The 24,206-nt window shown below is 70.1% G+C and carries 23 protein-coding genes; 5 read left to right on the forward strand and 18 right to left on the reverse strand.

What is annotated here, in order from left to right:
• Positions 1-3: 3 nt before the first annotated feature.
• From N1032_RS09345 to N1032_RS09360, 4 genes are read right to left on the reverse strand one after another with little or no spacing between them, the layout of a single operon-like run.
• A complete protein-coding gene (locus N1032_RS09345; protein WP_407933019.1) occupies positions 4-1,566 on the reverse strand; it encodes an aspartate ammonia-lyase in 1,563 nt (520 codons plus the stop codon).
• 18 nt (positions 1,567-1,584) lie between these two features.
• On the reverse strand, positions 1,585-2,997 hold the full coding sequence (locus tag N1032_RS09350; protein WP_259538793.1) for an aldehyde dehydrogenase family protein: 1,413 nt from the start codon (positions 2,995-2,997) through the stop codon (positions 1,585-1,587).
• A 23-nt stretch (positions 2,998-3,020) separates the two neighbouring features.
• The gene (locus N1032_RS09355) at positions 3,021-3,257 is read right to left on the reverse strand and encodes a hypothetical protein (RefSeq protein ID WP_259538794.1); all 237 of its coding nucleotides are present in this window, start codon (positions 3,255-3,257) and stop codon (positions 3,021-3,023) included.
• Complete coding sequence (locus tag N1032_RS09360) at positions 3,254-4,438, reverse strand: inorganic phosphate transporter (protein WP_310795937.1); 1,185 nt, start codon at positions 4,436-4,438, stop codon at positions 3,254-3,256. The genes N1032_RS09355 and N1032_RS09360 overlap by 4 nt, the downstream gene beginning before the upstream one ends.
• 171 nt (positions 4,439-4,609) lie before the next feature.
• On the opposite strand from N1032_RS09360, the gene N1032_RS09365 reads away from it, so the two are divergent.
• Complete coding sequence (locus N1032_RS09365; protein ID WP_259539171.1) at positions 4,610-6,742, forward strand: S9 family peptidase; 2,133 nt, start codon at positions 4,610-4,612, stop codon at positions 6,740-6,742.
• On the opposite strand, the gene N1032_RS09370 is transcribed toward N1032_RS09365, so the two are convergent.
• The 3 genes from N1032_RS09370 to N1032_RS09380 all read right to left on the reverse strand — a co-directional run bounded on the left by N1032_RS09370 (position 6,735) and on the right by N1032_RS09380 (position 9,633).
• Positions 6,735-6,875, reverse strand: a complete 141-nt coding sequence (locus N1032_RS09370) for a hypothetical protein (RefSeq protein ID WP_259538796.1) — start codon at positions 6,873-6,875, stop codon at positions 6,735-6,737. The genes N1032_RS09365 and N1032_RS09370 overlap by 8 nt on opposite strands.
• A 125-nt stretch (positions 6,876-7,000) precedes the next feature.
• Positions 7,001-9,115, reverse strand: a complete 2,115-nt coding sequence (locus tag N1032_RS09375) for a DEAD/DEAH box helicase (RefSeq protein ID WP_259538797.1) — start codon at positions 9,113-9,115, stop codon at positions 7,001-7,003.
• Between the two features lie 179 nt (positions 9,116-9,294).
• Complete coding sequence (locus N1032_RS09380) at positions 9,295-9,633, reverse strand: DUF6804 family protein (protein ID WP_259538799.1); 339 nt, start codon at positions 9,631-9,633, stop codon at positions 9,295-9,297.
• Between the two features lie 39 nt (positions 9,634-9,672).
• On the opposite strand from N1032_RS09380, the gene N1032_RS09385 reads away from it, so the two are divergent.
• The 4 genes from N1032_RS09385 to N1032_RS09400 all read left to right on the forward strand — a co-directional run bounded on the left by N1032_RS09385 (position 9,673) and on the right by N1032_RS09400 (position 13,934).
• Positions 9,673-10,071: a hypothetical protein gene (locus tag N1032_RS09385; RefSeq protein WP_259539196.1), complete on the forward strand. Its 399-nt coding sequence runs from the start codon at positions 9,673-9,675 to the stop codon at positions 10,069-10,071.
• Complete coding sequence (locus tag N1032_RS09390; protein ID WP_259539172.1) at positions 10,068-11,006, forward strand: pseudouridine-5'-phosphate glycosidase; 939 nt, start codon at positions 10,068-10,070, stop codon at positions 11,004-11,006. Before N1032_RS09385 ends, N1032_RS09390 begins: the two co-directional genes overlap by 4 nt.
• Position 11,007: 1 nt before the next feature.
• On the forward strand, positions 11,008-12,033 hold the full coding sequence (locus tag N1032_RS09395; protein ID WP_310795938.1) for a carbohydrate kinase family protein: 1,026 nt from the start codon (positions 11,008-11,010) through the stop codon (positions 12,031-12,033).
• 467 nt (positions 12,034-12,500) lie between these two features.
• Complete coding sequence (locus N1032_RS09400) at positions 12,501-13,934, forward strand: M20/M25/M40 family metallo-hydrolase (RefSeq protein ID WP_259538801.1); 1,434 nt, start codon at positions 12,501-12,503, stop codon at positions 13,932-13,934.
• Between the two features lie 27 nt (positions 13,935-13,961).
• Here N1032_RS09400 and N1032_RS09405 read toward each other — a convergent pair whose 3' ends face one another.
• The 11 genes from N1032_RS09405 to N1032_RS09455 form a co-directional block, all read right to left on the reverse strand.
• Positions 13,962-14,537 carry a GDSL-type esterase/lipase family protein gene (locus N1032_RS09405; RefSeq protein WP_259538802.1) on the reverse strand — a complete coding sequence of 192 codons (576 nt, stop codon included), beginning with the start codon at positions 14,535-14,537 and terminating at the stop codon, positions 13,962-13,964.
• 69 nt (positions 14,538-14,606) lie between these two features.
• Positions 14,607-16,103 (reverse strand): SDR family oxidoreductase, encoded by a 1,497-nt coding sequence (locus tag N1032_RS09410; RefSeq protein ID WP_259538803.1) that lies wholly within the window; start codon positions 16,101-16,103, stop codon positions 14,607-14,609.
• 87 nt (positions 16,104-16,190) lie between these two features.
• Positions 16,191-17,051 (reverse strand): aldehyde dehydrogenase family protein, encoded by an 861-nt coding sequence (locus N1032_RS09415; RefSeq protein WP_259538804.1) that lies wholly within the window; start codon positions 17,049-17,051, stop codon positions 16,191-16,193.
• Entirely contained in the window at positions 17,048-18,487 is a 1,440-nt protein-coding gene (locus N1032_RS09420) for an aldehyde dehydrogenase family protein (RefSeq protein ID WP_259538805.1), read from the reverse strand. The genes N1032_RS09415 and N1032_RS09420 overlap by 4 nt, the downstream gene beginning before the upstream one ends.
• Positions 18,488-18,511: 24 nt before the next feature.
• Positions 18,512-19,519 (reverse strand): deoxyribose-phosphate aldolase, encoded by a 1,008-nt coding sequence (gene deoC, locus N1032_RS09425; protein WP_259538806.1) that lies wholly within the window; start codon positions 19,517-19,519, stop codon positions 18,512-18,514.
• 61 nt (positions 19,520-19,580) lie between these two features.
• Positions 19,581-20,822, reverse strand: coding sequence for an MFS transporter (locus N1032_RS09430; RefSeq protein WP_259538807.1), 1,242 nt, complete (start codon positions 20,820-20,822; stop codon positions 19,581-19,583).
• Positions 20,809-21,747, reverse strand: coding sequence for a bifunctional riboflavin kinase/FAD synthetase (locus tag N1032_RS09435; RefSeq protein WP_259538808.1), 939 nt, complete (start codon positions 21,745-21,747; stop codon positions 20,809-20,811). The genes N1032_RS09430 and N1032_RS09435 overlap by 14 nt, the downstream gene beginning before the upstream one ends.
• Complete coding sequence (locus tag N1032_RS09440) at positions 21,744-22,154, reverse strand: hypothetical protein (RefSeq protein WP_259538809.1); 411 nt, start codon at positions 22,152-22,154, stop codon at positions 21,744-21,746. Before N1032_RS09440 ends, N1032_RS09435 begins: the two co-directional genes overlap by 4 nt.
• Before the next feature lie 42 nt (positions 22,155-22,196).
• Positions 22,197-22,565, reverse strand: a complete 369-nt coding sequence (locus N1032_RS09445) for a hypothetical protein (RefSeq protein WP_259538810.1) — start codon at positions 22,563-22,565, stop codon at positions 22,197-22,199.
• Positions 22,562-23,572 carry a tRNA pseudouridine(55) synthase TruB gene (truB, locus tag N1032_RS09450; RefSeq protein ID WP_259538811.1) on the reverse strand — a complete coding sequence of 337 codons (1,011 nt, stop codon included), beginning with the start codon at positions 23,570-23,572 and terminating at the stop codon, positions 22,562-22,564. Before truB ends, N1032_RS09445 begins: the two co-directional genes overlap by 4 nt.
• A 10-nt stretch (positions 23,573-23,582) precedes the next feature.
• A complete protein-coding gene (locus N1032_RS09455; RefSeq protein WP_259538812.1) occupies positions 23,583-24,197 on the reverse strand; it encodes a nucleoside/nucleotide kinase family protein in 615 nt (204 codons plus the stop codon).
• Positions 24,198-24,206 lie beyond the last annotated feature (9 nt).

A 24,206-nucleotide genomic window follows, 5' to 3' on the forward strand; every position in this document is an offset into this window, starting at 1 on the left:
ATCCTACGAAACCGGCGGCTCGATGATGGGGATCGACGACGTGATGGCCTCGATTCCCGACAGGCGCGCGGGCGAGATGAGCTTCATCACGCGCTCGCGGCTCATCAGTTCGGCCTCCACCACGAGGTCGGCGATGTTTCGATGCGTCAGCAGGGCGGCCTTCGCCAGAGCGGATGCCGCCGCGTAGCCGATGTAGGGCGTGAGCGCCGTGACCACGCCCACCGACGACGACACCATCGTGTCGAGCCGGTCGAGGTTGGCGGTGATGCCGTCGACGCAGTTGACGCGCAGGGTGCGGCATCCGCCGGTCATCCAGGCGAGACTCTGCAGCAGCGAGTGGGCGATCACGGGCTCGAAGGCGTTGAGCTGCAGCTGACCGCCCTCGGCCGCCATCGTGACCGTGACGTCGGCGCCGGCCACCGCGAACGCGACCTGGTTGACGACCTCGGGGACGACGGGGTTGACCTTGCCCGGCATGATGCTCGAGCCGGCCTGCCGGGGCGGCAGGTTGATCTCGCCGAACCCGGCCTGCGGGCCGCTCGAGAGCAGGCGCAGGTCGTTGCAGATCTTCGACAGCTTGATGGCCGAGCGCTTCAGCACGCCCGAGAGTGTCATGAACACGCCCGCGTCGCTCGTGGCCTCGACCAGATCGGCGGCCGTGACGTGCTCGAAGCCCGTGAGCTCGCGCAGGTGGCGGCACACCGTCGCGGCGTAGGCTGGGTCGGCGGTGATGCCCGTGCCGATCGCCGTGGCGCCGAGGTTGATCTCCCAGAGCAGCGGAAGCGTGTGCCGCATGCGCTCGAGGTCTTCGGTGAGGGTGGTGGCGAAGCCGTGGAACTCCTGGCCGAGGGTCATCGGCACGGCGTCCTGCAGCTGGGTGCGGCCCACCTTCAGCACGTGGGCGAACTCTCGGCCCTTCTCGGCGAACGAGTCGCGCAGCAGTTCGTGCTCAGCCATCAGGCGGTCGAGCGAGAAACACATCGCGAGCTTCACGGCGGTCGGGTAGACGTCGTTGGTGCTCTGGCTGCGGTTGACGTCGTCGAGCGGATGCAGCACGTCGTAGGAGCCCTTGGCGTAGCCGTGCTCGACCAGCGCGATGTTGGCGATGACTTCGTTGGCGTTCATGTTGGTCGAGGTGCCGGCGCCGCCCTGGATGACACCCACCACGAACTGGTCGTGGAAGTCGCCGGCCCGGATGCGCTCGCACGCGGCCTCGATCCAGTCGGCCTTGCGGGCGTCGAGCACACCGATCTCGCGGTTGGCGCGTGCGGCGGCCTGCTTCACGATGGCGAGAGCGTTGATCAGGTCGGGATAGACCGAGATCGGCCGGCGGCTGATCGGGAAGTTCTCGAGGGCGCGAGCCGTGTGGATGCCCCAGTAGGCGGCATCCGGAATCTCGATGCTGCCGAGGCTGTCGGTCTCGAGGCGCGTGGCGCCGGGATCGTCGTGGGTGGATGCCTCGTCGTCGAGGCGGGGGGTGTTGTGCGTTCGTTCTGCGGACGCCGGTGAGATTGTCACGGGTGGAGCTCCATTGCTTCTGTCGTGTCGCTTGTGGCTTGACGGCATCGACTCTACCCCTCCGGGTCAGCTCAGCCGGCGCAGCAACCCTCGGATGAAGCCGTCCTTCTTCTCGGTGAAGGGCGGATAGACCAGTTTCAGCGTGTCGGGCGCGAGCCGCTTCGAGAGCACCGCCTTCTGATGGCTGAACGTCTCGATGCTGCGACGGCCGTGGTAGTTGCCCATTCCGCTCTCGCCGACGCCGCCGAACGGCAGGCCGGGAACCGTGAGATGGGCCACCGGCACGCCGAAGCCGACGGCGCCCGAGGAGGTCTCGGTGAGGATGCGCCGGGCCGCGGTCTTCGAGGTGGTGAACGCGTAGAGCGCGAGCGGCTTCTCACCGCTGCGGATGAAGGCGATCGCGTCGTCGAGGCCGTCGACGGGCACGATGGGCAGGATCGGCCCGAAGATCTCCTGCTGCATCACGTCGGCGTCACGCGAGACGTCGCCGAGCACGGTGGGCGCGATGTAGCGCGTGCGCGCGTCGGTGCGGCCCCCGGCGAGCACGTTCTGCCCCGCCAGCAGCGAGGTCAGGCGGCCGAAGTGGTGGTCGTTGACGATGCGGCCGTAGCTCGAGCTCGTGCGTGGATCGCCGTCGTAGAGCTCGGCGATGGCGTCGATCAGGTGCGGCACGAGGCGGTCGGCGACCTGGCGGGTGGCGAGCAGGTAGTCGGGCGCCACGCAGGTCTGGCCGGCGTTCATGAACTTGCCCCAGGCGATCCGGCGGGCCGCTGCGGCGAGGTCGACCGTATCGTCGACGTAGACCGGCGACTTGCCGCCGAGCTCGAGCGTCACGGGGGTCAGGTGCTTGGCCGCCGCGGTCATCACGATGCGCCCGACCGCGCCGTTGCCGGTGTAGAAGATGTGGTCGAAGCGCTCGGCCAGCAGGGCGGTGGTCTCGGGCACCCCGCCCTCCACCACCGCGACGGCGCGGGGGTCGAGGTAGCGCTCGATGAGCGAGGCGAGCAGAGCGGATGTCGCGGGCGCCAGTTCGCTCGGCTTGAGCACCACCGCGTTGCCGGCCGCCAGCGCGCCGACCACCGGGGCGAGCAGCAGTTGCACCGGGTAGTTCCAGGGGGCGATGACGAGCACCACGCCGAGCGGTTCGAGCATCGTCGACGCCGTGGCCGGCGCGATCGCGAGCGGCACCGCCACGCGGCGCGGTCGCAGCCATGACCGCAGGTGGCTGAGCGTGTGGTCGATCTCGCTCAGCACGATGCCCACCTCGGTCAGCTGCGACTCGGCCGGATTCTTGCCGAGGTCGTGGAACAGGGCGTCTTCGATCGCCGCCGCGTTCTCGTCGAGCAGCGACCGCAGGGCGGTGAGCTGCTGCACCCGCCAGCGATACGACCGGGTCACGCCGCGCTCGAAGCTCTCGCGCAGCCGGGGCACGACGGACAGGGCGGTTGCTTCGGCGGGCTCGGTGGCTTCCAGCGTCATGAGCCCATCGTAGGAGGGTGCCGTCAGCGGTGGAAGAACGGCACGATCAGGTAGATGCCGTAGAGCACCGCGCACGCGCTCAACCCGAAGCAGGCATACGACAGCACGGTGGCGTAGGCGGGGCGCACCTGCTCCCCCGTCTTGGCGTCGACGTGCGTGAGCCCGCGGAAGCGCAGGCCGAACGAGTAGAGGCTCACGACGACCGCGGTCGACACCAGCGACGCCACGGCCACCACGAGGAATGCACCCCAGTCGATCATCGGGCGGCCTTCCTCTTGCGTCGGGTGGCTTTGGGGCTGCGCACGGCGATGCCGGCGGCGTCGACCTCGCTGATGGCGTTGCTCGAGTCGACGCGGTTGCGGCGCGAGAGCACGAAGATCGTGATGATGACGGCGAGCCCCAGCACGAGGTCGATCACGATGCCGGCCACGCCGATGCCCGCCACGAGAGCCGCCAGCGCGCCCACGACGGCCGAGGCCGGCAGGGTGAACGTCCAGCCGAGGCCGATGCGGCCGGCGGTGCGCCAGCGCACCGACGAGCCCTTGCGGCCGAGTCCCGACCCGATCACCGAACCCGACGCGACCTGGGTGGTCGAGAGGGCGAAGCCCAAGTGGCTCGAGGCCAGGATGGTCGCCGCCGTGCTGGTCTCGGCCGCGAAGCCCTGGGCGGGCTTGACGTCGGTGAGCCCGGCGCCGAGCGTGCGGATGATGCGCCACCCGCCCATGTAGGTGCCGAGGGCGATGGCGACGGCGCAGGTGACGATCACCCAGATCTGCGGCCCCGTGCCGGAATCCTGCAGGCCCGCGGAGATCAGCATCAGGGTGATGACACCCATCGTCTTCTGGGCGTCGTTCGTGCCGTGCGCGAGGGCGACGAGCGACGATGAGAAGATCTGGCCGTAGCGGAACCGCCCGCGCACGCCGGACTGCGCGCTGGAGGCGGGCATCCGGGTGATCGCGTAGGCGAGACGGGTGGCCGTGAACGCCACGATGCCCGCCACCACCGGGGCGATCAGGGCGGGCAGGATGACCTTGCTCACCAGCACGCTGTAGTCGACCACCCCGAACCCGGCGCCGACGATCGCGGCGCCGATCAGGCCGCCGAACAGGGCGTGCGACGAGCTCGACGGCAGGCCGAAGAGCCAGGTCACGAGGTTCCAGACGATCGCGCCGATCAGCCCGGCGAAGATCATCTCCGGCAGGATCTGCACGCCGCCGTCGCCCTCTTTGATCAGCCCGTTCGAAATGGTCTTCGCCACTTCGGTGCTGAGGAACGCGCCCACGAGGTTGAGCGCGGCGGCCAGCGCGACGGCCACCTTGGGCTTCAGCGCCCCCGTGGCGATCGGCGTCGCCATGGCGTTCGCGGTGTCGTGGAACCCGTTGGTGAAGTCGAAGAACAACGCCAGGGCGATCACGAGCACGACGATGACGGTCAGATCCACCCGTGCCTTCTCCTGAATGTCGCATGCGGCGCGCACGCCGACCATTCATCGGGAATTCATGCACGTGGGGTGGCCCGAACAGGAGCCGTCACGATAATGACACCCACCCCGGTCGGGGTCAACTCCGCCAGGCTCGACGACGCATCCGCTGCTCCGCTCTACGCTGGAACAATGGATGCTCTTCCTCCCGTGGCGCGCAAGGTGCCGACCGAACGCGTTCACCACGGCGACGTCGTCGTCGACCACTTCGAATGGCTGCGCGACAAAGACGATCCCGAGGTCATCGCCTATCTCGAGGCCGAGAACGCCTACACGGATGCCGCCACCGAACACCTGGCCGCGCTGCGCGAACGCCTGTTCGACGAGATCAAGTCGCGCACCCTCGAGACCGACCTGTCGGTGCCGGTGCGCGACGGACGCTACTGGTATTACACCCGCACGGCGGAGGGGTCGCAGTACGGCGTGCACTGCCGCGCGCCGATCACGGGCGACGACGACTGGACGCCGCCCGACCTCGCGCCGGGCACCGAGGTGCCGGGCGAGCAGGTCGTGCTCGACGACAACGTGCAGGCCGACGGCCACGAGTTCTACTCGCTCGGGTCGTTCGACGTGAGCCCCGACGGCAACCTGCTCGCCTATGCGGTCGACACCCTCGGCGACGAGCGCTACACGCTCCGCATCCGCGATCTGCGCACGGGCGACGACCTGCCCGACATCGTGGCCGACACCTTCCCCGGCGCCGTCTTCTCGGGCGACGGGGCGAGCATCTACTACCCCACGGTCGACGACGCGTGGCGCCCCGACACCATCTGGCGGCACGAGGTGGGCACCGAGTCATCCGCCGATCAGAGCGTGTTCACCGAGCCCGACGAGCGTTTCTGGGTGGGCGTGGGCCTCACCCGCAGCAAGAAGTACCTCGAGATCGCGGTCGGCTCGAAGATCACGAGCGAGGTGCACCTGCTCGACACGACCGACCCGGATGCCTCCTTCGAGGTGGTCTGGCCGCGGCGCGAGGGTGTCGAGTACTCGGTCGAGCACGCCGTCGTCGGCGGTGTCGACACGCTGCTCATCCTGCACAACGACGGCGCCGAGAACTTCGAGCTGCTCGCGGCCGACCCCTCCCGCCCCGCCGACCGCGCGGGCTGGACGACCGTGCTGGCGCACGACCCGGCCGTGCGCCTCGAAGACGTCGAGGCGTTCGCCGGCCATCTCACGCTCGACTACCGGCGCGACGGCCTCACCCGCATCGGCGTGCTGCGGCTCGACCCCTCGAGCACGTCGATCGACGGATCGGGCTTCGTGGAGGTCGCGTTCGACGAGCCGCTGTTCTCGGTGGGTACCTCGGGCAACCCCGAGTGGCTGCAGCCGACCATCCGATACGGCTACACCTCGTTCGTGACGCCCTCGTCGGTGTTCGACTACGACGTCAGCACCGGCACCTCGACCCTGCTGAAGCAGCAGCCCGTGCTCGGCGGCTACGACCCGGCCGACTACGAGCAGCGGCGCGAGTGGGCCACGGCGGCCGGCGGCACCCGGGTTCCGATCTCGGTCGTCGCGCGGCGCGGCGTGCTCGACGCCGGGTCGCCGGCGCCGTTGCTGCTCTACGGCTACGGCTCCTACGAGGCATCCATCGACCCGAGCTTCTCGGTGGCCCGGCTGTCGTTGCTCGACCGCGGTGTCGCGTTCGCGATCGCCCACGTGCGAGGTGGCGGGGAGCTCGGCCGGCACTGGTACGAGAACGGCAAGACCCTCACCAAGCGCAACACGTTCACCGACTTCGTCGCTTGCGCCGAACGCGTGATCGAGCTCGGCTTCACGGCGCCCGACCGCCTCGTGGCCCAGGGCGGCAGTGCGGGCGGCCTGCTGATGGGCGCGGTCGCCAACATCGCGCCGCACCTGTTCGCGGGCATCGTGGCGCAGGTGCCGTTCGTCGACGCGCTCACCTCGATCCTCGACCCGTCACTGCCGTTGACGGTGATCGAGTGGGACGAGTGGGGCGATCCGCTTCACTCCGCGGAGGTCTACGCCTACATGAAGTCGTACTCGCCCTATGAGAACGTGACCGATCAGCACTACCCGCGCATCCTGGCCGTGACCAGCCTGAACGACACCCGCGTGCTCTACGTCGAGCCGGCCAAGTGGACGGCGCGGCTGCGCGAGGTCGGGGCGCCGGTGCTGCTCAAGACCGAGATGAGTGCGGGCCACGGCGGGGTGTCGGGGCGGTATGCGCGCTGGCGCGAGGTGGCGTTCGACTACGCGTGGGTGCTCGATGTGCTCGGGCGGGCGGGCGACGGCGCTAGCTGAGCCGCTCGGTGAGGTGCACGGTGACGTCGTCGCCACGGCCTTGCCGAGCAGCGCCCTTCACGTCGACCCCTATGGGGGCGGTGAAGGTGTGGTCGAGGGGCCCCACGGGGTGCGGCAGCGGCATCCGGGTCATGTGGACAGTGTACACATGGTGGATGGACTCGGATCGGGATAATTTTCTCGGGTCGAGCGCGCCCGTGTGGATGGCGGTCGAAAAATTAGCCGGTTGAGGCGTCTGAGCCGGTTCGGCAGCGAGCGTCAGGCGTCGAGAGCGCTGCGCAGGAGGCTGACGAGGGCGTCGAGCTGCACGCTGTCGGTGGAGCCGATCTCGACATCGGAGCCGTCGAGGGCGCGGGCCGCCAGACCCTGCTTCGAGTCGATGAGCTCGGCGATGCGGGTGTCGATCGTCTGCGCGGCGATGATGCGCCAGGCGGTGACGGGCTCCTCCTGGCCGATGCGGTGCACGCGGTCGATGGCCTGGGTCTGCTCGGCGGCGGTCCACGAGAGCTCGGCGAGCACCACATTCGACGCGGCCTGCAGGTTGAGGCCGACACCGGCGGCGGTGAGCGAGCACACGGCGACCGAGACATCCGGATCGTTGTTGAAGGCGTCGATCTCGCGCTGGCGCAGCGTGGCCGACTGATCGCCGCGGATCGAGACCGTCTTCAGCTCGCGGCGGGCGAACAGGTCTTCGGCGGCATCCATCACGTCGATGTGCTTGGCGAAGAACACCACCTTGCCCACCGAGCGGGCCAGCTGCGCCGTGTAGTCGGCCGCGAGGCCGGCCTTTGCCGTGCCGATCTGGCGCACCATGGTGAACACGTTGAGGCCGTCTTCGGTGGCCTTGGTGTCTTCGAGTTCCTGGCGGGCGACGAGGCGCATGAGGTCGTCGTCGGGGATGTCGTCGAGCTCGTCGCCGCGCGACTTGGCGCGAGCGGCGATCAGGCGGCGATAGCGCGTGACGAGCCGGGCGCCGAGCTCGCGCTCGGCCTCGCGGATGGAGCGCCCGAGGTCGTCGTCGAGCTCGACCGGCAGGTCGACGATGCGCTTGGCCGGCAGGTCGGCGGCCACGTCGATCTTGCGCCGGCGCACGATGCCCATGTCGATGACGGCCTCGCGCGCCTCGGCGAAGAAGCCGGTGTCGGCGGGCGTGAGGCCCACTTCTTCGAGGCGCTCCATCAGCACGGGGGTGGGCTTGGTGCCGTCGATCCAGCCGAGGAACTGCCAGATGGCCCGGAAGTCGTCGACGTCGTTGATGAGCGGGGTGCCGGTGAGGGCCATCATGAGCGGGTTGCCGCCGGGCGCGGTGCGGCGGATGCGGTCGGCCAGCGCGAGCACGTTGCGCGATCGCAACGACGACATGTTCTTGATGAAGTGCGCCTCGTCGACCACCATGCCGCGGAACCCGAGCGTGCCGAGCCAGGAGAGGTGCCGGTCGAGCACCTCGTAGTTGACGATCACCACGTCGGCGAAGGCGTCGAGCGTGTCGCCGTCGCCGTGCACGACGGTGGCGCGGCGGTGCGGGGTCCAGATCTCGACCTCGCGGGCCCAGTTCATCTTCACGACGTTGGGCACGACGGCGAGCAGCGGGTAGGCGTCGGCGACGGATGCGGCCAGCAGCGACTGGGCCGTCTTTCCGAGACCGGGTTCGTCGGCCAGCAGGAACGTGCGGTGCCCGGCCTGCACACTCTGCAGGAATCGCGACTGGTGCACCATGAGCTCGTGGCCGGGAGGCGACAGGCGGTCGATGGTCGGCGCCTCGGGCAGCTCCATGCTGGCCGCGTTGCCGCCGGCGCCGTATTCGAACGCGCGGTAGAGCGGGCCGAGGAGCTCCCAGTTGCTCAGCCGGCCGACGCCGTGCGGTTTCGCGGGCGTGAGGTCGGGGGCCATGAACGGGTTGGCGAGCTGACGCGACTTCACCGACAGCGGCACCACCTGGCGCTCGGCGAGCTCTGGTGGCACGACGGTGGCCGAGGGGGCCGGCACGTCGGGCTCGTCGTCGGGAACGTCGTAGCCGGCGTCTTCGAGGTACTCCCGCCGCAGCTTCTTGGCCGCGGGCGAGAGCGCCGCGTCGTTCTCGAGCAGTGCGATCAGCGAGGTGTCGCGCGCCGCGGTGCGGGCGAGGATCGAGGCGATGCCGTCGAGCCGCTTCAACTGCTCGGAGCGCTCGGAGTCGCCGAGGGCGGCATCCGTCTTGATCGACGCACGCTCTTCGCGCATGAGCAGCGCGACGACGAGGAACTTGGTGCGGTTCGCCGGGGCGACTTTGCCCCGCTGAGCCGCGGCCTCGACCTCTCGCACCTTGCGGGCGAGGATCGGGATGAGACCAGTGTTGTCTGCACTGCGTGTTCGGCGATTGCCGGACCTTGACATCGTTCTCCTGTGGAGTATGGGCGGGGTCTCGTCTTCGCCGGAGACCACGCGGCCGGTCGGATGCCGGACACCGGATCGGTGTCGTCACTCGACTTGCGAACAGTTCGCACGGGAGCCTGGGCCGAGCAACGCGACTGGAGTCACGGTCGGCACGAAGAGCGGGTTTCCCCGTTGCCCTCTCAGTCTACGCGATTCACCTTGATGAACAGTCCACTCGCCACGAAGACGGCCGCGGCGAGGATGTGGGCGATCTGCCAGGCGATCACGGGCAGGTCGATCGGCAGCACCGGGTTCCACAGCACGGCGATCGCGCCGAGCAGCGGGAGCCACCACCACTGCTTCGCCTGCCAGGCGAAGACGCACATGATGAGCGCCAGGATGCTCACCACGAAGCGGGCGATCGTGAACCATCCGCTGTCGCCGACCACGGCGATGAAGGCCAGAAGGGCGATCGCTCCGAGGATGCCGGGGGCGAGTGCCGGGCGGGTGAAGGCCGGGGTGGCGTATCGGTTGGTCATGTCTCGCCAATCCTACGCGGCGGTGGATATGGTGAGTCCATGACAATTCCCACGGGTCCTTCGACTCCTCTGTTCGCCGGGCCCGAGGGCCTGTGGACGGCAGATCCCGAAGAGCTGGCCGCTCGCCTTTTCGTCGCCGTCTTCGCCGGGCAGGGCGCTGTGCCGCTGCCGCAGAAAGAGGTCTCCGACGTCTACGCGACGCTCGCGGGCCTGGGTGGGTACACGCTTCCGGATGTGCGTTCGGGCAACACGCAGCCGCTCGGCCTGACCGTGCAGCTGGCCCAGGAGGCGATCCTCATCTGGGAGCGCGCCACCGTCGCCACGCGCCTGTCGGCCGGCACCGGCCCGGTGTCGCACACCATCACGATGCTGCGCTTCGGCCCCGGCGTGCTCACCGCGGCCGACCCGGTCGTCGCACTGAAAGCGCGCCTCCACTGAGCGGGAAGCGTCTCGCCCCGTTCCTCGTCTCCGACGAGGTCGCGGAGGCGCTCGATGAAGGGCGCCCGGTGGTGGCGCTCGAGTCGACCATCATCTCGCACGGACTCCCCCGGCCCCGCAACCATGAGGCGGCCGTCGAGTTCGAGCAGATCCTGCGGGCGTCGGGCGTCACGCCCGCGACCATCGCCGTGCTCGACGGCGTGCCGCGCATCGGTCTCGACGCGGCGGGCGTGCAGCGCATCGCCTCGGAGCCGATGGCGAAGGCCAGCGTGCGCGACCTCCCGATCCTCGCGGCCAAGGGTGCGAGCGGGGCCACGACGGTCGCCGCCACGGCCTACCTCGCGGGCCGCGCCGGAGTGCGCGTGTTCGCGACCGGCGGGCTCGGCGGCGTGCATCGCGGCGCATCCGAATCGTTCGACGAATCGGCCGACCTGAGTTCGCTCGCCATCTCGGGTGTGACCGTCGTGTCGGCCGGTGTGAAGTCGGTGCTCGACATCCCGGCCACGCTCGAGCGCCTCGAGACGCTCAGCGTGCCGGTGCTGGGGTATCGCACCACCGACTTCCCGAGCTTCTGGCTGAGCGGTTCGGGCTACACGATCGACTGGCAGGTCGACGACGCGGCCGAGATCGCGCGCGTGATGCGCAGCCAAGACGACCTGGGGCACGGGCAGGGCATCGTGGTGGCGAATCCGCTGCCGGTCGACCAGCAGTGGGACCCGGCGGAGCACGACCGTGTGCTGGCCACGGCGTTCGACGCGGCATCCGCGGCCGGGGTGACGGGCAAGGCGGTCACGCCGTTCCTGCTCGGCTTCATCGTCGACGCCTCGGGTGGCAAGAGCCTCGAGGTCAACCTCGACATCGCTCGCAACAATGTGCGGCTCGCGGGCGAGATCGCGATCGCGTGGAGCGCGCTCAACGCCGAATCCGACGACTGACGTGAGCGGTGGGGCGGCGGCATCCGTCGTGGTGTTCGGTGACGTGATCGATGACGTCATCGTGACGCCCGTTGGCGACATCCGGCCCGACACCGACACGATGGCGAGCATCGAGCGGCGGGCGGGCGGGTCGGCCGCGAACGCTGCGGCGTGGTTCGCCCACCTGGGGCGGCCGACGCACTTCTTCGGGCGGGTGGGGGCCGACGACGTCGAGCGGCATTCCGGGCTGCTCGCGCGCTCGGGTGTTGTGCCGCATCTGCGCGGGGAGCTTTCGACGCCGACCGGCACGATCGTGGTCGTGCTGCAGCCCGATCGCACCCGCTCGATGCTCACCGAGCGCGGGGCGAACGCGCTCACGGGGCCCGGCGACGTCGATCGCTCGCTGTTCGCGCCCGGTGGGCACCTGCACTTCACGGGCTACTCGGTGTTCGCCGCCGACGCGGGTTCGCGTGCGGGCGCGAGGGAGGGCGCGGGCGCCGATGCAGGTGCGGGGCCGGGCTCGCGTGGCGATGCGAGTGCCGGCTCGCCTGGCGCTGCGTTCGCCGGGCTCATCGCCGAAGCGCGAGCGGCCGGGATGTCGGTGTCGGTGAACCCCGGATCGGCCGGCTTCATCGCCGATCACGGTGCCGAGAGCCTGCTGGCGGCCACCGCGGGATCGACGATCCTCATTCCCAATCTCGACGAGGGGCGGGCGCTCACCGGGCATGACGAGCCCGCCGGCATCCTGAACGCCTTGCTCGAGCACGCCGAGGTGGTGGCGCTCACGCTCGGACGCGGCGGGGTGCTCGCCGCGAGCCGCCAGCACGGGCCGGTGGCCGTGCCTGCCGTGCTCGTCGACCCGGTCGATACCACGGGCGCCGGCGATGCCTTCAGCGCCGGATTCGTGACGAGCCTGCTGGATTCGGGTCACGCGATCGGCCCCGACCTCGACACCGCCACGCTGGCCGCGGCCTGCCGATCCGGAGTGGCCTGTGCAGCGCGCGCCATCCGCCAAGTAGGAGCGCGCCCACCCGCACCCGAGCACTAACACCCCGGTCGCACAAACTGCTCCCTGCGCCCCCCCGTTGCGTGCCTTCACGCGACCCGGATGCCGCGCCCGGAGGCCAGCGCCGCCCAGCGTCCCCGCCCGAGCGACAACGTTTGCGCCGCGGTCGCACAAAGTGCTCCCTGCCGCGCTCGTTGCGTGCTTTGACGCGACCCGGATGCCGCGCCCAGAGGTGAGCGCCGCACCATGTCCCCGCCCGAGCAGCAACGTTTGCGCCGCGGTCGCACAAAATGCTCCTTGCCGCCCACGATGCGTACTTCCGTGCGACCCGGATGCCGAGTCTGGGGTGCGAGCGGGAGCAAGTGTCTGGCCGAGGGCAACCGGTCGCGCTGCGGTCGCGGAAAGAGCTCTCTGCGGCCCCGTTTGGGTGCGTTTGCGCTACCGGGAGGGAGGGGACGCGGGCGCGGGTGCTGCCCGAGGGGCGGGCGGGCGGTTTGTAGACTGGGCGGATGAGCGACGCCGCGGATGCACCGGGGAGCGGGGCCGAAGCGGGATCGCGCGCCGCCGCCGCACAGCCCGCCGCCACGAGCGCGAGCCAGAGCACGCGCGCGGCCGGCGACGAGGGGGCGCTCGAGCGAATGCGGGCGCTCGTGCGGATTCCGACGATCTCGCGGGGGGATGCGGCCGAGGTCGATTGGGCGGCGTTCGAGGCGTTCGTGGCTGCGGTCGAAGAGCTCTACCCGGCGACGCACGGGGCCCTCGAGCGCGAGCTGGTGGGCGGCCACACGCTGCTGTTCCGGTGGAAGGGCACCGAGGCGGGGCCCGCCTCCGTGCTCATGGCGCACTACGACGTGGTCGCGGCCACCGACGAGGGGTGGCGGCATCCGCCGTTCGCCGCCGAGGTCACCGGGCGCGGAGACGACCGCGTGCTCTGGGGGCGCGGAACGCTCGACAACAAGGCGTCGGCGGTGAGCATCCTCGAGGCCGTCGAGCGCACGGTGACCACGGGGTTCGCGCCCCGACACGACCTCTACCTGCTCTTCGGCCACGACGAAGAGGTCGACGGCACGGGCGCCGCCGCCGTGGTCGACCTGCTGACCGCCCGCGGCGTGCGCATCGGCCTCGTGCTCGACGAGGGCGGCGCGGTGGTCGAGAAGCTCTTTCCCACCGTCGACCGGCCGGTCGCCGTCGTCGGTGTGAGCGAGAAGGGCACGACGATGTTCCGCCTCACGGTGGAGCAGCCGGGCGGGCACGCGTCGACCCCTCCGCGCGACACCGCGACGAATCGGCTTGCCCGCGCGATCGTGCGCCTGTCGAAACGGCCGTTCCCGTCGCGCATCAATCCGGTCACCGGCCGCATGCTCGCCACCGTCGGCGCGCACGGCCGCGGAGCGATCCGGTTCGTCTTCACGAGGGTGAATCTGTTCCGCCCGCTGCTGGTGCTGGTGCTCTCCCGCCTCACCGACGAGACCGCGGCCCTGTTGCACACCACGATCGCCGTGACCCAGCTCTCCGGAAGCCTCGCGGCCAACGCCCTCGCCGAGCAGGCGACCGCCGTGGTCAACGCGCGCATCGCGATCGGCTCCACGGTCGAGGGCACGCGCCGACGACTCGAGCGCGTGATCGCCGACCCCGCCGTGCGGGTCGAGGTGCAGAGCGCGAACGAGCCCGCCCCCGTGTCGCAGATGTCCGGCCCCACCTGGAACCTGCTCTCCGACGCCATCACGTCGGCCTACCCCACGGCCATCGTGACCCCTTACGTGCAGACCGGCGCCACCGACTCGCGGCAGTTCGCGACGCTCAGCCGCACGGTCTACCGGTTCAGCCCGTTCGAGATGTCGAGCGACGAGCGCGCCACACTGCACGCCAAGGACGAGCGGATGTCGGTGAGCACGTTCTTCACCGGCATCCGGTTCTTCGAAGGCCTGATCGCCCGGCTCTGAGGCGAGCGTCGGGGCGGAGCGCAGAACTCAGACGTTGCCGAGTTCGGGCAGCCGGATCGGCCGGCTCGACGGCGGCAGATCGTGCACCCGCTCGAGCGCCGGCACGAGTTCGGAGAGCCACGCCTCGTAGCCCGCGTCGTTCAGGTGCAGCCGGTCTTCGGAGTAGGCGGGGTTGAGCTCGCCGTCGTCGAGAGCCATGACGGGCCACAGATCGAGGTAGTGCGCCTTCACCGTGGCCGCGAACTGCCAGATGTGGCGGTTGATCTCTTTGACGAAGGCGGCGTACTCCTGGCCGCGCGGCAGCACCGACTGCACGAGGATGCGCGCGTCAGGCAGAGCCGCCCGCAGGTTCACGAGGATGGTCTCGATGTTGCGAACCACCTGCTCGACGGCACGGCGGTTCGCCACGTCGTTGGTGCCGATCAGCAGCACGACCGTGTCGGGATCGTGCGCGGCGACCTCGTCGAGGCGGTCGATCAGCCCCTCGGTGGTCTCGCCGCCGACGCCGAGGTTGATCGCTTCGACGTCGGGGAACCACTCCTGCCACCGCCCACCCTCGGTGAGGCTGTCGCCCACGAACACCGTCTTGGCTTTACCGGACATCTGCGCCTCCTGGTGAAGATCGTTCCCCTCCATGTTAACAGCCGCTCGCGCGCGGGCCGTTAAACCCGCTCACGCTGCCGCCGCCCCGGTGTTCTCGGCCGCCGCGGCCGTCGCCGTGATGCGGTTCGCCATGCCGTTGAAGATGATGCCGTGGAAGGGCAGGATGGCGAACCAGTAGAGCCGGCCCCCGAGCCCGCGGGGAAAGAAAATGGCGCGCTGGTCGTAGACCGAGCCCCCGTCGTCGGTCGCCCGGGCACGCATCTCGAGCCACGCCCGCCCCGGCACCCGCATCTCGGCCCGCAGGCGCAAGAATTGGCCACGGTCGATCTGCTCCACCCGCCAGAAGTCGAGCGCGTCGCCCGTGTTGAGCCGAGTGGCGCTGCGCCGTCCGCGGCGGAGCCCCACTCCCCCGACCAGCTTGTCCATCCACCCCCGCACCGCCCAGGCGAGCGGGAACGAATACCACCCGTTCTGCCCGCCGATGCCCTCGATGACCCGCCACAGGTCTTCGACGCGGGCACTCGTGGTGCGCTCCTTCACGTCGAGGAACACGGTGTGACCGGCCCAGTCGGGGTCGCTCGGCAGCGGGTCGCTCACGGCGCCGTCGACGAAGGCGTCTTGCCAGCTCGTCTCGACCTCGCCGGCCCGCTCTTTCTCGAGAGCCAGCCGCACCGCCCGTCGGTAATGCGTCAGCCCGCCATCCGGATCGGGCACGAAATCGCGGATGTCGTGCTCGTGCGTGACGCAGTCGAACTGCAGCGACGCGATGATCGGCATCGCCAGGGCCCGCGGAATCGGCGTCACGAGGTTCACCCACTGGGAGGCCAGCCAGGGCGTGAGCACCGGCAGGGCGGCGATCGGGCGCTGCTTCAAGCCCGCTTCGAGCGCGTAGCCGTTCATCATCTGGCCGTAGCGCAGCACGTCGGGCCCGCCGATGTCGAAGGTGCGGTTCACATCGGCCGGCAGATCGGCCGCCTTCACGAGGTAATAGAGCACGTCGCGCACGGCGATCGGCTGAATGAAGTTGCGCACCCACTTGGGCGCCGGCATGTAGGGCAGCACGTCGGTGAGGTGCCGGATCATCTCGAACGACGTCGACCCCGACCCGATCACCACTCCCGCCTGCAGCGCCGCGGTCGGCACCCCGGAATCGAGCAGGATGCGCCCCACGGCCTCGCGCGATCGCAGATGCGGGGACAGAGCGCCCTCGGTGGGATGCAGCCCGCCCAGGTAGACGATGCGCTTCACGCCCGCGGCTGCGACGGCCGTCGCCACGTTCTTCGCCGACTCGAGCTCGGTGTCTTCGAAGTTCTTCTTGCCGCCCATCGAGTGCACCAGGTAGTAGAACACGTCGACGCCCTCGACCGCCGCGGCGATCGACTCGGGGTCACCGAGGTCTCCGACGGCGACGTCGACGGATGCCGCCCACGGAACATCGCGCAGCTTCTCCGGTGCCCGCACGAACACCCGCACGGCGAACCCGGCCTCCAGCAGCCGCGGCACCAGTCGGCCCCCGATGTATCCGGTGGCTCCGGTGACGAGGGCAAGGCGCTGTGAGTCGGTCATGCCCTCAAGCTAGCCCGGAGCACCGACACCCGCTCGCGATTCCGGGCGGACTGCCGGGTGTGCTGCCAAGCGCTGCTCGTCAGGGGGCTACAACAGGGACTTCGTGTGCCACACCGTCTTCGTCTCGGTGAAGGCGGTGATGCGCGCGAGGCTGGGGGCGGCGGCATCCGGGCCCGACTCCGGCGGATAGACGCGCTTGAGCGTCTCGGCGGCCGCGATCTCGAGGTCGATCCACTCGAGCTCGGCCGCGCCCACGAGGTCGAGCGCGTTCACGTCGGCGTGGCTGGCGAGCCACGGGGCGATCTCGGCCGGCGAGCCCGTGAGCACGTTGACGACACCCTTCGGCAGGTCGCTCGTGGCGAGCACCTCGGCGAGGGTGATGGCCGAGAGCGGGAACGCCTCGCTCGCCACCACGACCACCGTGTTGCCGGCCACGAGGGCCGGGGCGACGGCGCTCACGAGGCCGAGCAGCGAGCTGTCCTGCGGCGCGACGACCGCCACCACGCCGGTCGGCTCGGGCACCGAGAGGTTGAAGTAGGGGCCGGCGACGGGGTTGGCGTTGCCGCTCACCTGGGCGAACTTGTCGGTCCACCCGGCATACCAGACCCAGCGGTCGATCGCCTCGTCGACCTGGGCGCGCGCGGCACCGGCGCTGACGCCCTCCAGCCGCACGATCTCGTCTTCGAACTGGGCGCGCCGGCCCTCAAGCACCTCGGCGACCCGGTAGAGCACCTGCCCGCGGTTGTAGGCGGTCGCGCCGGCCCAGCCGCCCACCGCGGCCCGGGCGGCCACGATCGCATCACGGGCGTCTTTGCGCGACGCCTTGGCGGCGTTGGCGAGGAAGACGCCCTTGGGCGTGGTCACCTCGTAGACGCGGCCCGACTCGCTGCGCGGAAACGCGCCGTTGACGAACAGCTTGTAGGTCTTGGGCACGGCGACGTGGCTCATTTCGATCCCTTCAGGTAGGCGGCGAGACCCTGGCGGCCGCCCTCGCGGCCGTAACCCGACTCCTTGTAACCGCCGAACGGCGACGCCGGATCGAACCGGTTGAAGGTGTTCGCCCACACCACACCCGCCCGCAACTTGTCGGCCACGGCCAGGATCTTCGATCCCTTGTCGCTCCAGATGCCCGCCGACAACCCGTAGGGGGTGTTGTTCGCCTTGGCGATCGCCTCGGCCGGAGTGCGGAAGGTGAGCACCGAGAGCACCGGGCCGAAGATCTCCTCGCGCGCGATGCGGTGCGACGTCGACACGTTGGTGAAGATGGTCGGCGCGAACCAGAACCCCTCGGCCGGCAGGTCGCACGCCGGCGACCACCGCTCGGCGCCCTCGGCCTCGCCGACGTCGGAGAGCTCTCGGATGCGGGCGAGCTGCTCGGCCGAGTTGATGGCCCCGACATCCGTGTTCTTGTCGAGCGGATCGCCCACCCGCAGTGTCGAGAGCCGCGACTTCAAGCGCTCGACGACGTCGTCGTGGATGTTCTCCTGCACGAGCAGCCGGGAACCGGCGCAGCAGACGTGACCCTGGTTGAAGAAGATGCCGTTGACGATGCCCTCGACGGCCTGGTCGATCGGCGCGTCGTCGAACACGATGTTCGCCGCCTTGCCGCCGAGCTCGAGGGTGAGCTTCTTGCCCGACCCGGCCGTCGACCGGGCGATCTCGCGGCCGACCGCGGTCGACCCGGTGAAGGCGACCTTGTTCACGTCGGGGTGGTTGACGAGCGCACGCCCGGTCTCGCCCGCGCCGGTGATGATGTTCACGACGCCCGCGGGCAGGTCGGCCTGCTGCAGGATCTCGGCGAACAGCAACGCCGTCAGCGGGGTGGTCTCGGCGGGCTTCAGCACCACGGTGTTGCCCGCGGCGAGAGCCGGCGCGATCTTCCACGCCAGCATCAGCAGCGGGAAGTTCCACGGAATGACCTGGGCGGCCACGCCGAGCGCCCGAGGGTTCGCCCCGAGGCCGGCGTAGTCGAGCTTGTCGGCCCAGCCGGCGTAGTAGAAGAACCAGGCGGCCACGAGCGGCACGTCGACATCGCGGCTCTCTTTGATCGGCTTGCCGTTGTCGAGCGACTCGGCCACGGCGAGTTCGCGGGCGCGCTCCTGCACGAGCCGCGCGATGCGGAACAGGTACTTTCCGCGATCGCGGCCCGAGAGCTTCGACCAGGTCTTGTCGTAGGCCTTGCGGGCCGCGGCAACCGCACGATCGACGTCGGCGTCGTCGGCGTTCGCGATGAGGGCGATCTGCTTCTCGGTGGCCGGCGAGATGGTGCGGAACGACCCGCCGCCGGCCGCGACGAACTCGCCGCCGATGAACAGCCCGTACTCGGGCTTCAGATCGAGGATGGCGGTCGACTCGGGAGCCGGCGCGTATTCGAGGAATGACATGGTTGGTTCTCTCAAGTCTCGGGTCTAGTCGATCGTCACGTAGTCGGCGCCGGAGTAGTGCCCGGTCTTCATCTTCTGACGCTGCAGCAGCACGTCGTTCAGCAGGCTCGACGCGCCGAACCGGAACAGGTGCGGCTGCAACCACTCCTCGCCCACGGTCTCGGCCACGGTGACGACGTATTTGATCGCATCCTTCGACGACCGGATGCCGCCCGCGGGCTTCACCCCGATCTGCTCGCCGGTGAGGCGATGCCAGTCCCGCACGACCTCGAGCATGAGCAGGGTCACGGGCAGGGTGGCCGCCGGGGCGACCTTTCCGGTCGACGTCTTGATGAAGTCGCCGCCGGCGAGGATCGCCAACCACGACGCCCGGCGAACGTTGTCGTAGGTGTTGAGCTCGCCCGTCTCGAGGATCACCTTGAGGTGCGCGAACGACCCGTCGTCGCGACGGCAGGCCTCCTTCACCGCCACGATCTCGTCGAACACGCGCCCGTAGCGGCCGGAGAGGAACGCACCCCGGTCGATGACCATGTCGATCTCGTCGGCGCCGGCGGCCACAGCATCCGCGGTGTCGGCGAGCTTCACGGCCAGCGAGGCGCGCCCCGAGGGGAACGCGGTGGCCACGGCGGCGACGTTGATGCCCTCGTCGGTGCCGGCCGAATGAGCCGCGCCGAGGGCCTCGACGGCGTAGGGCACCATGTCGCCGTAGACGCACACCGCGGCCACCTGCGGCGTGCTGAGGTCGGAGGGGTCGGGCAGCACGGCCTTGGCCACGAGCGATCGCACCTTGCCGGGGGTGTCGGCGCCCTCGAGCGTCGTGAGGTCGATCAGTTCGATGATGCGGTCGAGCGCCCAGGCTTTCGACGTGGTCTTGATCGACCGCGTGCCGAGGGCCGCGGCGCGCTGCTCGAGCCCGACCGCGTCGACACCGGGGATGCCGTCGAGGTAGCGCTTGAGGGTGGATTCGGTGAGGTCGTCGCCCAGAATCGCGAGGGCGCGCTGCGCCGGGCTGACCGCTCGTTCTATCGTCACGACGTCTCCGTATTTCTCTCGTCGTTGCCTGCGCCGCACTCGGTCGTGTTCAGCGCATCGATCAATTGTGCCACTCGTCTTCGACGAACCGGGGCCGGGCGACGACAATGCCGCAGATCGTCAAGGCGAGCGCCGTGACGAGCAGGAAGACGAGAGGAAGTGTCCAACCATCGGTCGCGTCGTGCAGCACGCCGACGATCAGGGGGCCCAGCGCCCCGAGGGCGTAACCGAAGCCCTGCACGAACGCGCTCAGCGCCACCGAGCCCTCCTGCGTGCGCGTGCGCAGGTTGATGAGCACGAGGGCGAGCGGGAACAGCAGCGGCCCGAGACCCACGCACGCCACCCAGAACCACGGCACCGAGTCGGGCGCGAGCAGCAGCCCGCCGTAACCGATGACATAGAACGCCACGCCCGCCACGATGAGCCCGCCCACGTTCTTCAGCCGCACGGCGAGCAGCGGCACGAGCAGGGCGGCCGGCAGCCCCATGAAGGCGAACAGGGCGAGTAGGGCTCCCGACTGGGCGGGCGACACCGAGGTGAGACCCTGCAGAATCTCGGGCAGCCAGGCGAACATCGCATAGGCGTTCACCGAGGTGAGGGCGAACACGAGCATCAGCGACCAGGCGATCGGCGAGGTCACGATGCGGCCGCTCGGGCGATGGCGGCCGGCGGCGACGGGGGCCGCGGCATCCGTTCGGCGTGCACCCGCCGCCACGACCACCAGGGGCAGCAGCGCCAGCACGGCCAGCACCGACCACATGCCCACCGAGATTCGCCAGCCGGCGGTGTCGGCTACCTGCACGGCGACGAGAGCGGGCACGGATGCCCCGATCGACATGACCGTGGCATAGATCGAGGTGACCAGGCCGATGCGGTCGGGGAAGTACTTCTTCACCAGCGGCGGCAGCAGCACGTTCGCGACGCCCATGCCCGCGAACGTCAGCGTGCTCGCGACAACGAGCACGGCATAGGAGCCGGATGCGCCGCGCGCGACGTGCCCGACGAGGATGATGACCAGCGCCGCCACCATGACGGGCTCGAGCCCGAACCGCCGTTGCACGACCGGGGCGACGAGACCGAACACCGCGAAGCAGATGGGCGGCAGCGTGCCGAGAAAGCCGATGCCGATGCTGCCGAGCGCGATGTCGTGCTCGATCTCGTCGAAGATCGGCGAGAGCGCGCTGACGGCCGTGCGCAGGTTGAGCGCCACGAACACCACGGCGAGCAGCGCGAACGCGCGCCCGTGCCACAGCGGCCGAGGTCGCGGCGACGGGGCCGGCGAGGCCGACTCAGGCGCCGTCATGGAGCAACGCGCGCACCGCGTCGACGTCGGCACTGATCTGCGCGATCAGCGGGTCGATGCCGGTGTAGCGCACCTGACCGCGGATGCGCGACACGAACGACACGTCGACGACGTGGTCGTAGAGATCGATCTCGCGATCGAGCACGTAGGCCTCGACCTGCTTCGGCGGCACGCCCTCGAACGTCGGGTTGCTGCCCACCGAGATGGCGGCGGGGTAGCGCTGGTCGCCGTCGGTGAGCCAGCCGGCGTAGACCCCGTCGGCGGGGATGAGCCCCTCCGACTCGGGCGACAGGTTGGCGGTCGGAAAGCCGAGTTCGCGCCCCCGCGCGGCCCCGTGCACGACCATTCCGCGCACGGAGGGTGCGCGGCCGAGCAGCTCTCCCGCTCGTTCGACGTCGCCGCCGGCGAGCAGCTCGCGGATCCAGGTCGACGACACCTTGCGCGACTCGTCGGGTTTCACCTCGGCGATCAGGTCGACGTCGAAGCCGAACTCGGTTCCGAGGGTGCGCAGCGTGTCGATCGTGCCCTCCCCCCGGGCGCCGAAGCGGAAGTCGGAACCGACCATCACGACCTTCGTGTTGCACACGTCGTGCAGCACCTGCGACACGAACTGCCGGGGGCTCATCGACGCGAGGGCCTGATCGAACTTCACGAACAGGGCGACGTCGACCCTGGTCTGCTCGAGCAGCAGCAGCTTCTGCTCGTTGCTGACGAGCGCGTCGGGGCGCGCCGAGGGGTCGAGCTGGGCGAGCGGATGCCGGTCGAACGTGATGACGACCGACGTGAGCCCGCGGGCACGCGAGACGTCGACCAGCTCGCTGATCACGGCCCGGTGGCCGGCGTGCACGCCGTCGAACTTGCCGATCGTGACGGCCGACGGCCCGAACGGCTGGGGAACCTCGGCGAGGTCGGTGTAGGTCTTCACCTCGTGCGCCGCAACCACAGCATGCCGAGCACGGGCAGCACGAGCGGAATGAAGAGGTAGCCCATGCCGTACCACGACCACACCGAGGCCTTCGCGAACAGGTCGGGCAGGAACAGGCTCAGGGTGCCGACCGTGAGCACCCCGACGAGCTCGAACGAGATGGTCACCCAGGCGACGCGGTACCACACCGGGCCCGGCGCGATGAGGGCCACGGTGGCGACGATGTAGACCACGGCGGCGATGGCCGAGAGCGTGTAGGCGAACGGGGCCTGGTCGAACTTCGCGATGATCTCGTAGACCGACCGGCCCGTGGCGGCGAGGGCGAGGATCGCGTAGACGACGATGAGCACCCGCCCGATTCCACGGGCGCGGGTCGGAGCGGGTTTCACAAGGGTGTCGTGTGCCATGGCAGTACGAGTTTATGGCACGGGCCGACGCGATCGGGCCGTTCAGGTTCCCTGCACGAACCAGATCACGTTCATGCGGTAGACCATCACGGCGACCGCGAGGCACACGGCGCCGAGGATGACCGTGCTCCAGCGCGAGCGCTCGATCAGCGCCCAGAACCCGCCGCCGATCGGCAGCAGCACGGCCGAGATCAGATAGATGTAGAACTCGAGCAGGCTGCCGCGGGCCTCGTTGCCGAAGGCCGGAGAGGCGATGGCCACCACGAGCTGCACGATGAGCAGCAGTTCGACCAGGGCGGTGGCGCCCATGGTGAGGTCGTTGGGCACGCGGCCGGCGAGCCCGAGCACGACGCAGAGCAGCCCGGCGGCCACGGCCACCACGACCTGCACGATGGTGAACCATTCGATCACGAGATTGCTCCCCCTGCCACCGTCGCATACTCGTCGGGCGGAAAATTGACGATGCTCTTGGCCGAACCCGCCACGATCTCGACCAGGCCGAGCAAGCGGCCCTCGGGCGTGATGGCGGCGACGGGGCCGGATGCCGGCCCCGCGCCGGATGCCGGGGCGCCGACCCGCTCGGCATCGACCGCGATGCGCTGCCCGTGCCCGAGGGCGATGGCTTCGGCGGTGGCGACGTCGAGCACCGGAAAGAGCCGCCGGGCGACATCCGCGGGTTCGAGAAGGGGCAGCGTCGACGGGGCGAGGTCGCCGAGTTGCTCGAGGGTGTGCGCGTCGGTCACGGCGAACGGGCCGACGCGCGTGCGGCGCAGGCTCGTGAGATGGCCGCCGACGCCGAGGGCGGCCCCGACGTCGCGCGCGATCGCCCGGATGTAGGTGCCCGACGAGCACACCACCCGAACATCGACGTCGACGAACGGCCGGCCCTCGTCGTCGGTCGCGGAGCGGGGTTCGGCGAGCAGCGCGATCTCGGAGATGGTCACGGTGCGGCCGGCGAGCACGACCTCCTCGCCCGAGCGCACCCGGGCGTAGGCGCGCTGACCGTCGACCTTGATGGCGCTCACCGAGCTCGGAACCTGCGTGATCGTGCCGCGCTGCGTGTCGAACGCGCGCTCGATGTCCGCCGGGTCGAGGGCCTCGACGGCATCCGGTGCCGCCGTCGTGGTGATCTCGCCCTCGGAGTCGTCGGTCGTGGTGGCGGCGCCGAGCCGCACGGTGGCGAGGTACTCCTTATCGAGACCGACGAGGTAGGTCAGCAGCCGGGTCGAGCTGTTGAGGCCGAGCAGCAGCAGCCCGGTCGCGAGCGGGTCGAGGGTGCCGGCGTGGCCGACCTTGCGGGTGCCGGCCAGGCGGCGGGTGCGGGCGACCACGTCATGGCTGGTCAGGCCGCCCGACTTGTCGACCAGCAGGATGCCGCTGATCGTCGACTGCTCGCGGCGCGGAGAGGAATTCGGCACGCCTGCCACGCTAACAGGAGTCGGCGAAGCTCCGGCGCGGGTGCTGCGGGTCGGCGATCTCGACGATGGCACTCGCCCCGAAGCGCGGGGAGGCCTCGGCCTGGTAGAGATCGTCGGCGCCGATCACCTCGGGCGCGAGGCCGAACCGGCTGCCCTCGAGGTAGGCGGTGAACGTGAGCTGGCCGCGCAGGCCCGGTCGCTGCAGGAACGGGCCGTCGAGCACGAGCACGGCGTCGGCGGGCGCGGTGAGCCATTTCGACTCGCGGTCGACATCGCGAGCGGCGTCGAACGACGCGGTCTGGAACCCGGTGCTTCCGGCCATGCGGAACGGCTCGATCAGCACGCGCTTCAGCGTGGAGAGGTCGTAGCGGTCGAAGTAGTAGCCCTCGGGCGAGTGCTCACCTCGCAGCTCACGGGCCGCGCGCGGCCGCTGGAAGTCGTCGAGCGACGCCCGCACCACGGTCGAGCCCGCCCGGGTGAACGCGCGGCCGAGCTCGTCGGCGAAGGGCGCGGTGCCTTCGACACCGTCGATGCCCACGATCACGCGACCGAGCTTGTACTTGTGCCTGATCTCGCCGACCAGGGCGTCGGCGAACTCGCTCGCCGCATCCGGAGGTTGCACCATGCTCCGAGT

Origin of the sequence: Herbiconiux daphne (assembly GCF_024979295.1) — a bacterium.
GTDB classification, from domain to species: domain Bacteria; phylum Actinomycetota; class Actinomycetes; order Actinomycetales; family Microbacteriaceae; genus Herbiconiux; species Herbiconiux daphnes.

Excerpts from the sequence above, each read along its gene's own strand:
- N1032_RS09345 (WP_407933019.1), bottom strand. The coding sequence starts at position 1,566 with ATGCCGTCAAGCCACAAGCGACACGACAGAAGCAATGGAGCTCCACCC.
- N1032_RS09350 (WP_259538793.1), bottom strand. The coding sequence starts at position 2,997 with ATGACGCTGGAAGCCACCGAGCCCGCCGAAGCAACCGCCCTGTCCGTC.
- N1032_RS09355 (WP_259538794.1), bottom strand. The coding sequence starts at position 3,257 with ATGATCGACTGGGGTGCATTCCTCGTGGTGGCCGTGGCGTCGCTGGTG.
- N1032_RS09365 (WP_259539171.1), top strand. The coding sequence starts at position 4,610 with ATGGATGCTCTTCCTCCCGTGGCGCGCAAGGTGCCGACCGAACGCGTT.
- N1032_RS09370 (WP_259538796.1), bottom strand. The coding sequence starts at position 6,875 with ATGACCCGGATGCCGCTGCCGCACCCCGTGGGGCCCCTCGACCACACC.
- N1032_RS09375 (WP_259538797.1), bottom strand. The coding sequence starts at position 9,115 with ATGTCAAGGTCCGGCAATCGCCGAACACGCAGTGCAGACAACACTGGT.
- N1032_RS09380 (WP_259538799.1), bottom strand. The coding sequence starts at position 9,633 with ATGACCAACCGATACGCCACCCCGGCCTTCACCCGCCCGGCACTCGCC.
- N1032_RS09385 (WP_259539196.1), top strand. The coding sequence starts at position 9,673 with ATGACAATTCCCACGGGTCCTTCGACTCCTCTGTTCGCCGGGCCCGAG.
- N1032_RS09400 (WP_259538801.1), top strand. The coding sequence starts at position 12,501 with ATGAGCGACGCCGCGGATGCACCGGGGAGCGGGGCCGAAGCGGGATCG.
- N1032_RS09405 (WP_259538802.1), bottom strand. The coding sequence starts at position 14,537 with ATGTCCGGTAAAGCCAAGACGGTGTTCGTGGGCGACAGCCTCACCGAG.
- N1032_RS09410 (WP_259538803.1), bottom strand. The coding sequence starts at position 16,103 with ATGACCGACTCACAGCGCCTTGCCCTCGTCACCGGAGCCACCGGATAC.
- N1032_RS09415 (WP_259538804.1), bottom strand. The coding sequence starts at position 17,051 with ATGAGCCACGTCGCCGTGCCCAAGACCTACAAGCTGTTCGTCAACGGC.
- N1032_RS09420 (WP_259538805.1), bottom strand. The coding sequence starts at position 18,487 with ATGTCATTCCTCGAATACGCGCCGGCTCCCGAGTCGACCGCCATCCTC.
- N1032_RS09430 (WP_259538807.1), bottom strand. The coding sequence starts at position 20,822 with ATGACGGCGCCTGAGTCGGCCTCGCCGGCCCCGTCGCCGCGACCTCGG.
- N1032_RS09440 (WP_259538809.1), bottom strand. The coding sequence starts at position 22,154 with ATGGCACACGACACCCTTGTGAAACCCGCTCCGACCCGCGCCCGTGGA.
- N1032_RS09455 (WP_259538812.1), bottom strand. The coding sequence starts at position 24,197 with ATGGTGCAACCTCCGGATGCGGCGAGCGAGTTCGCCGACGCCCTGGTC.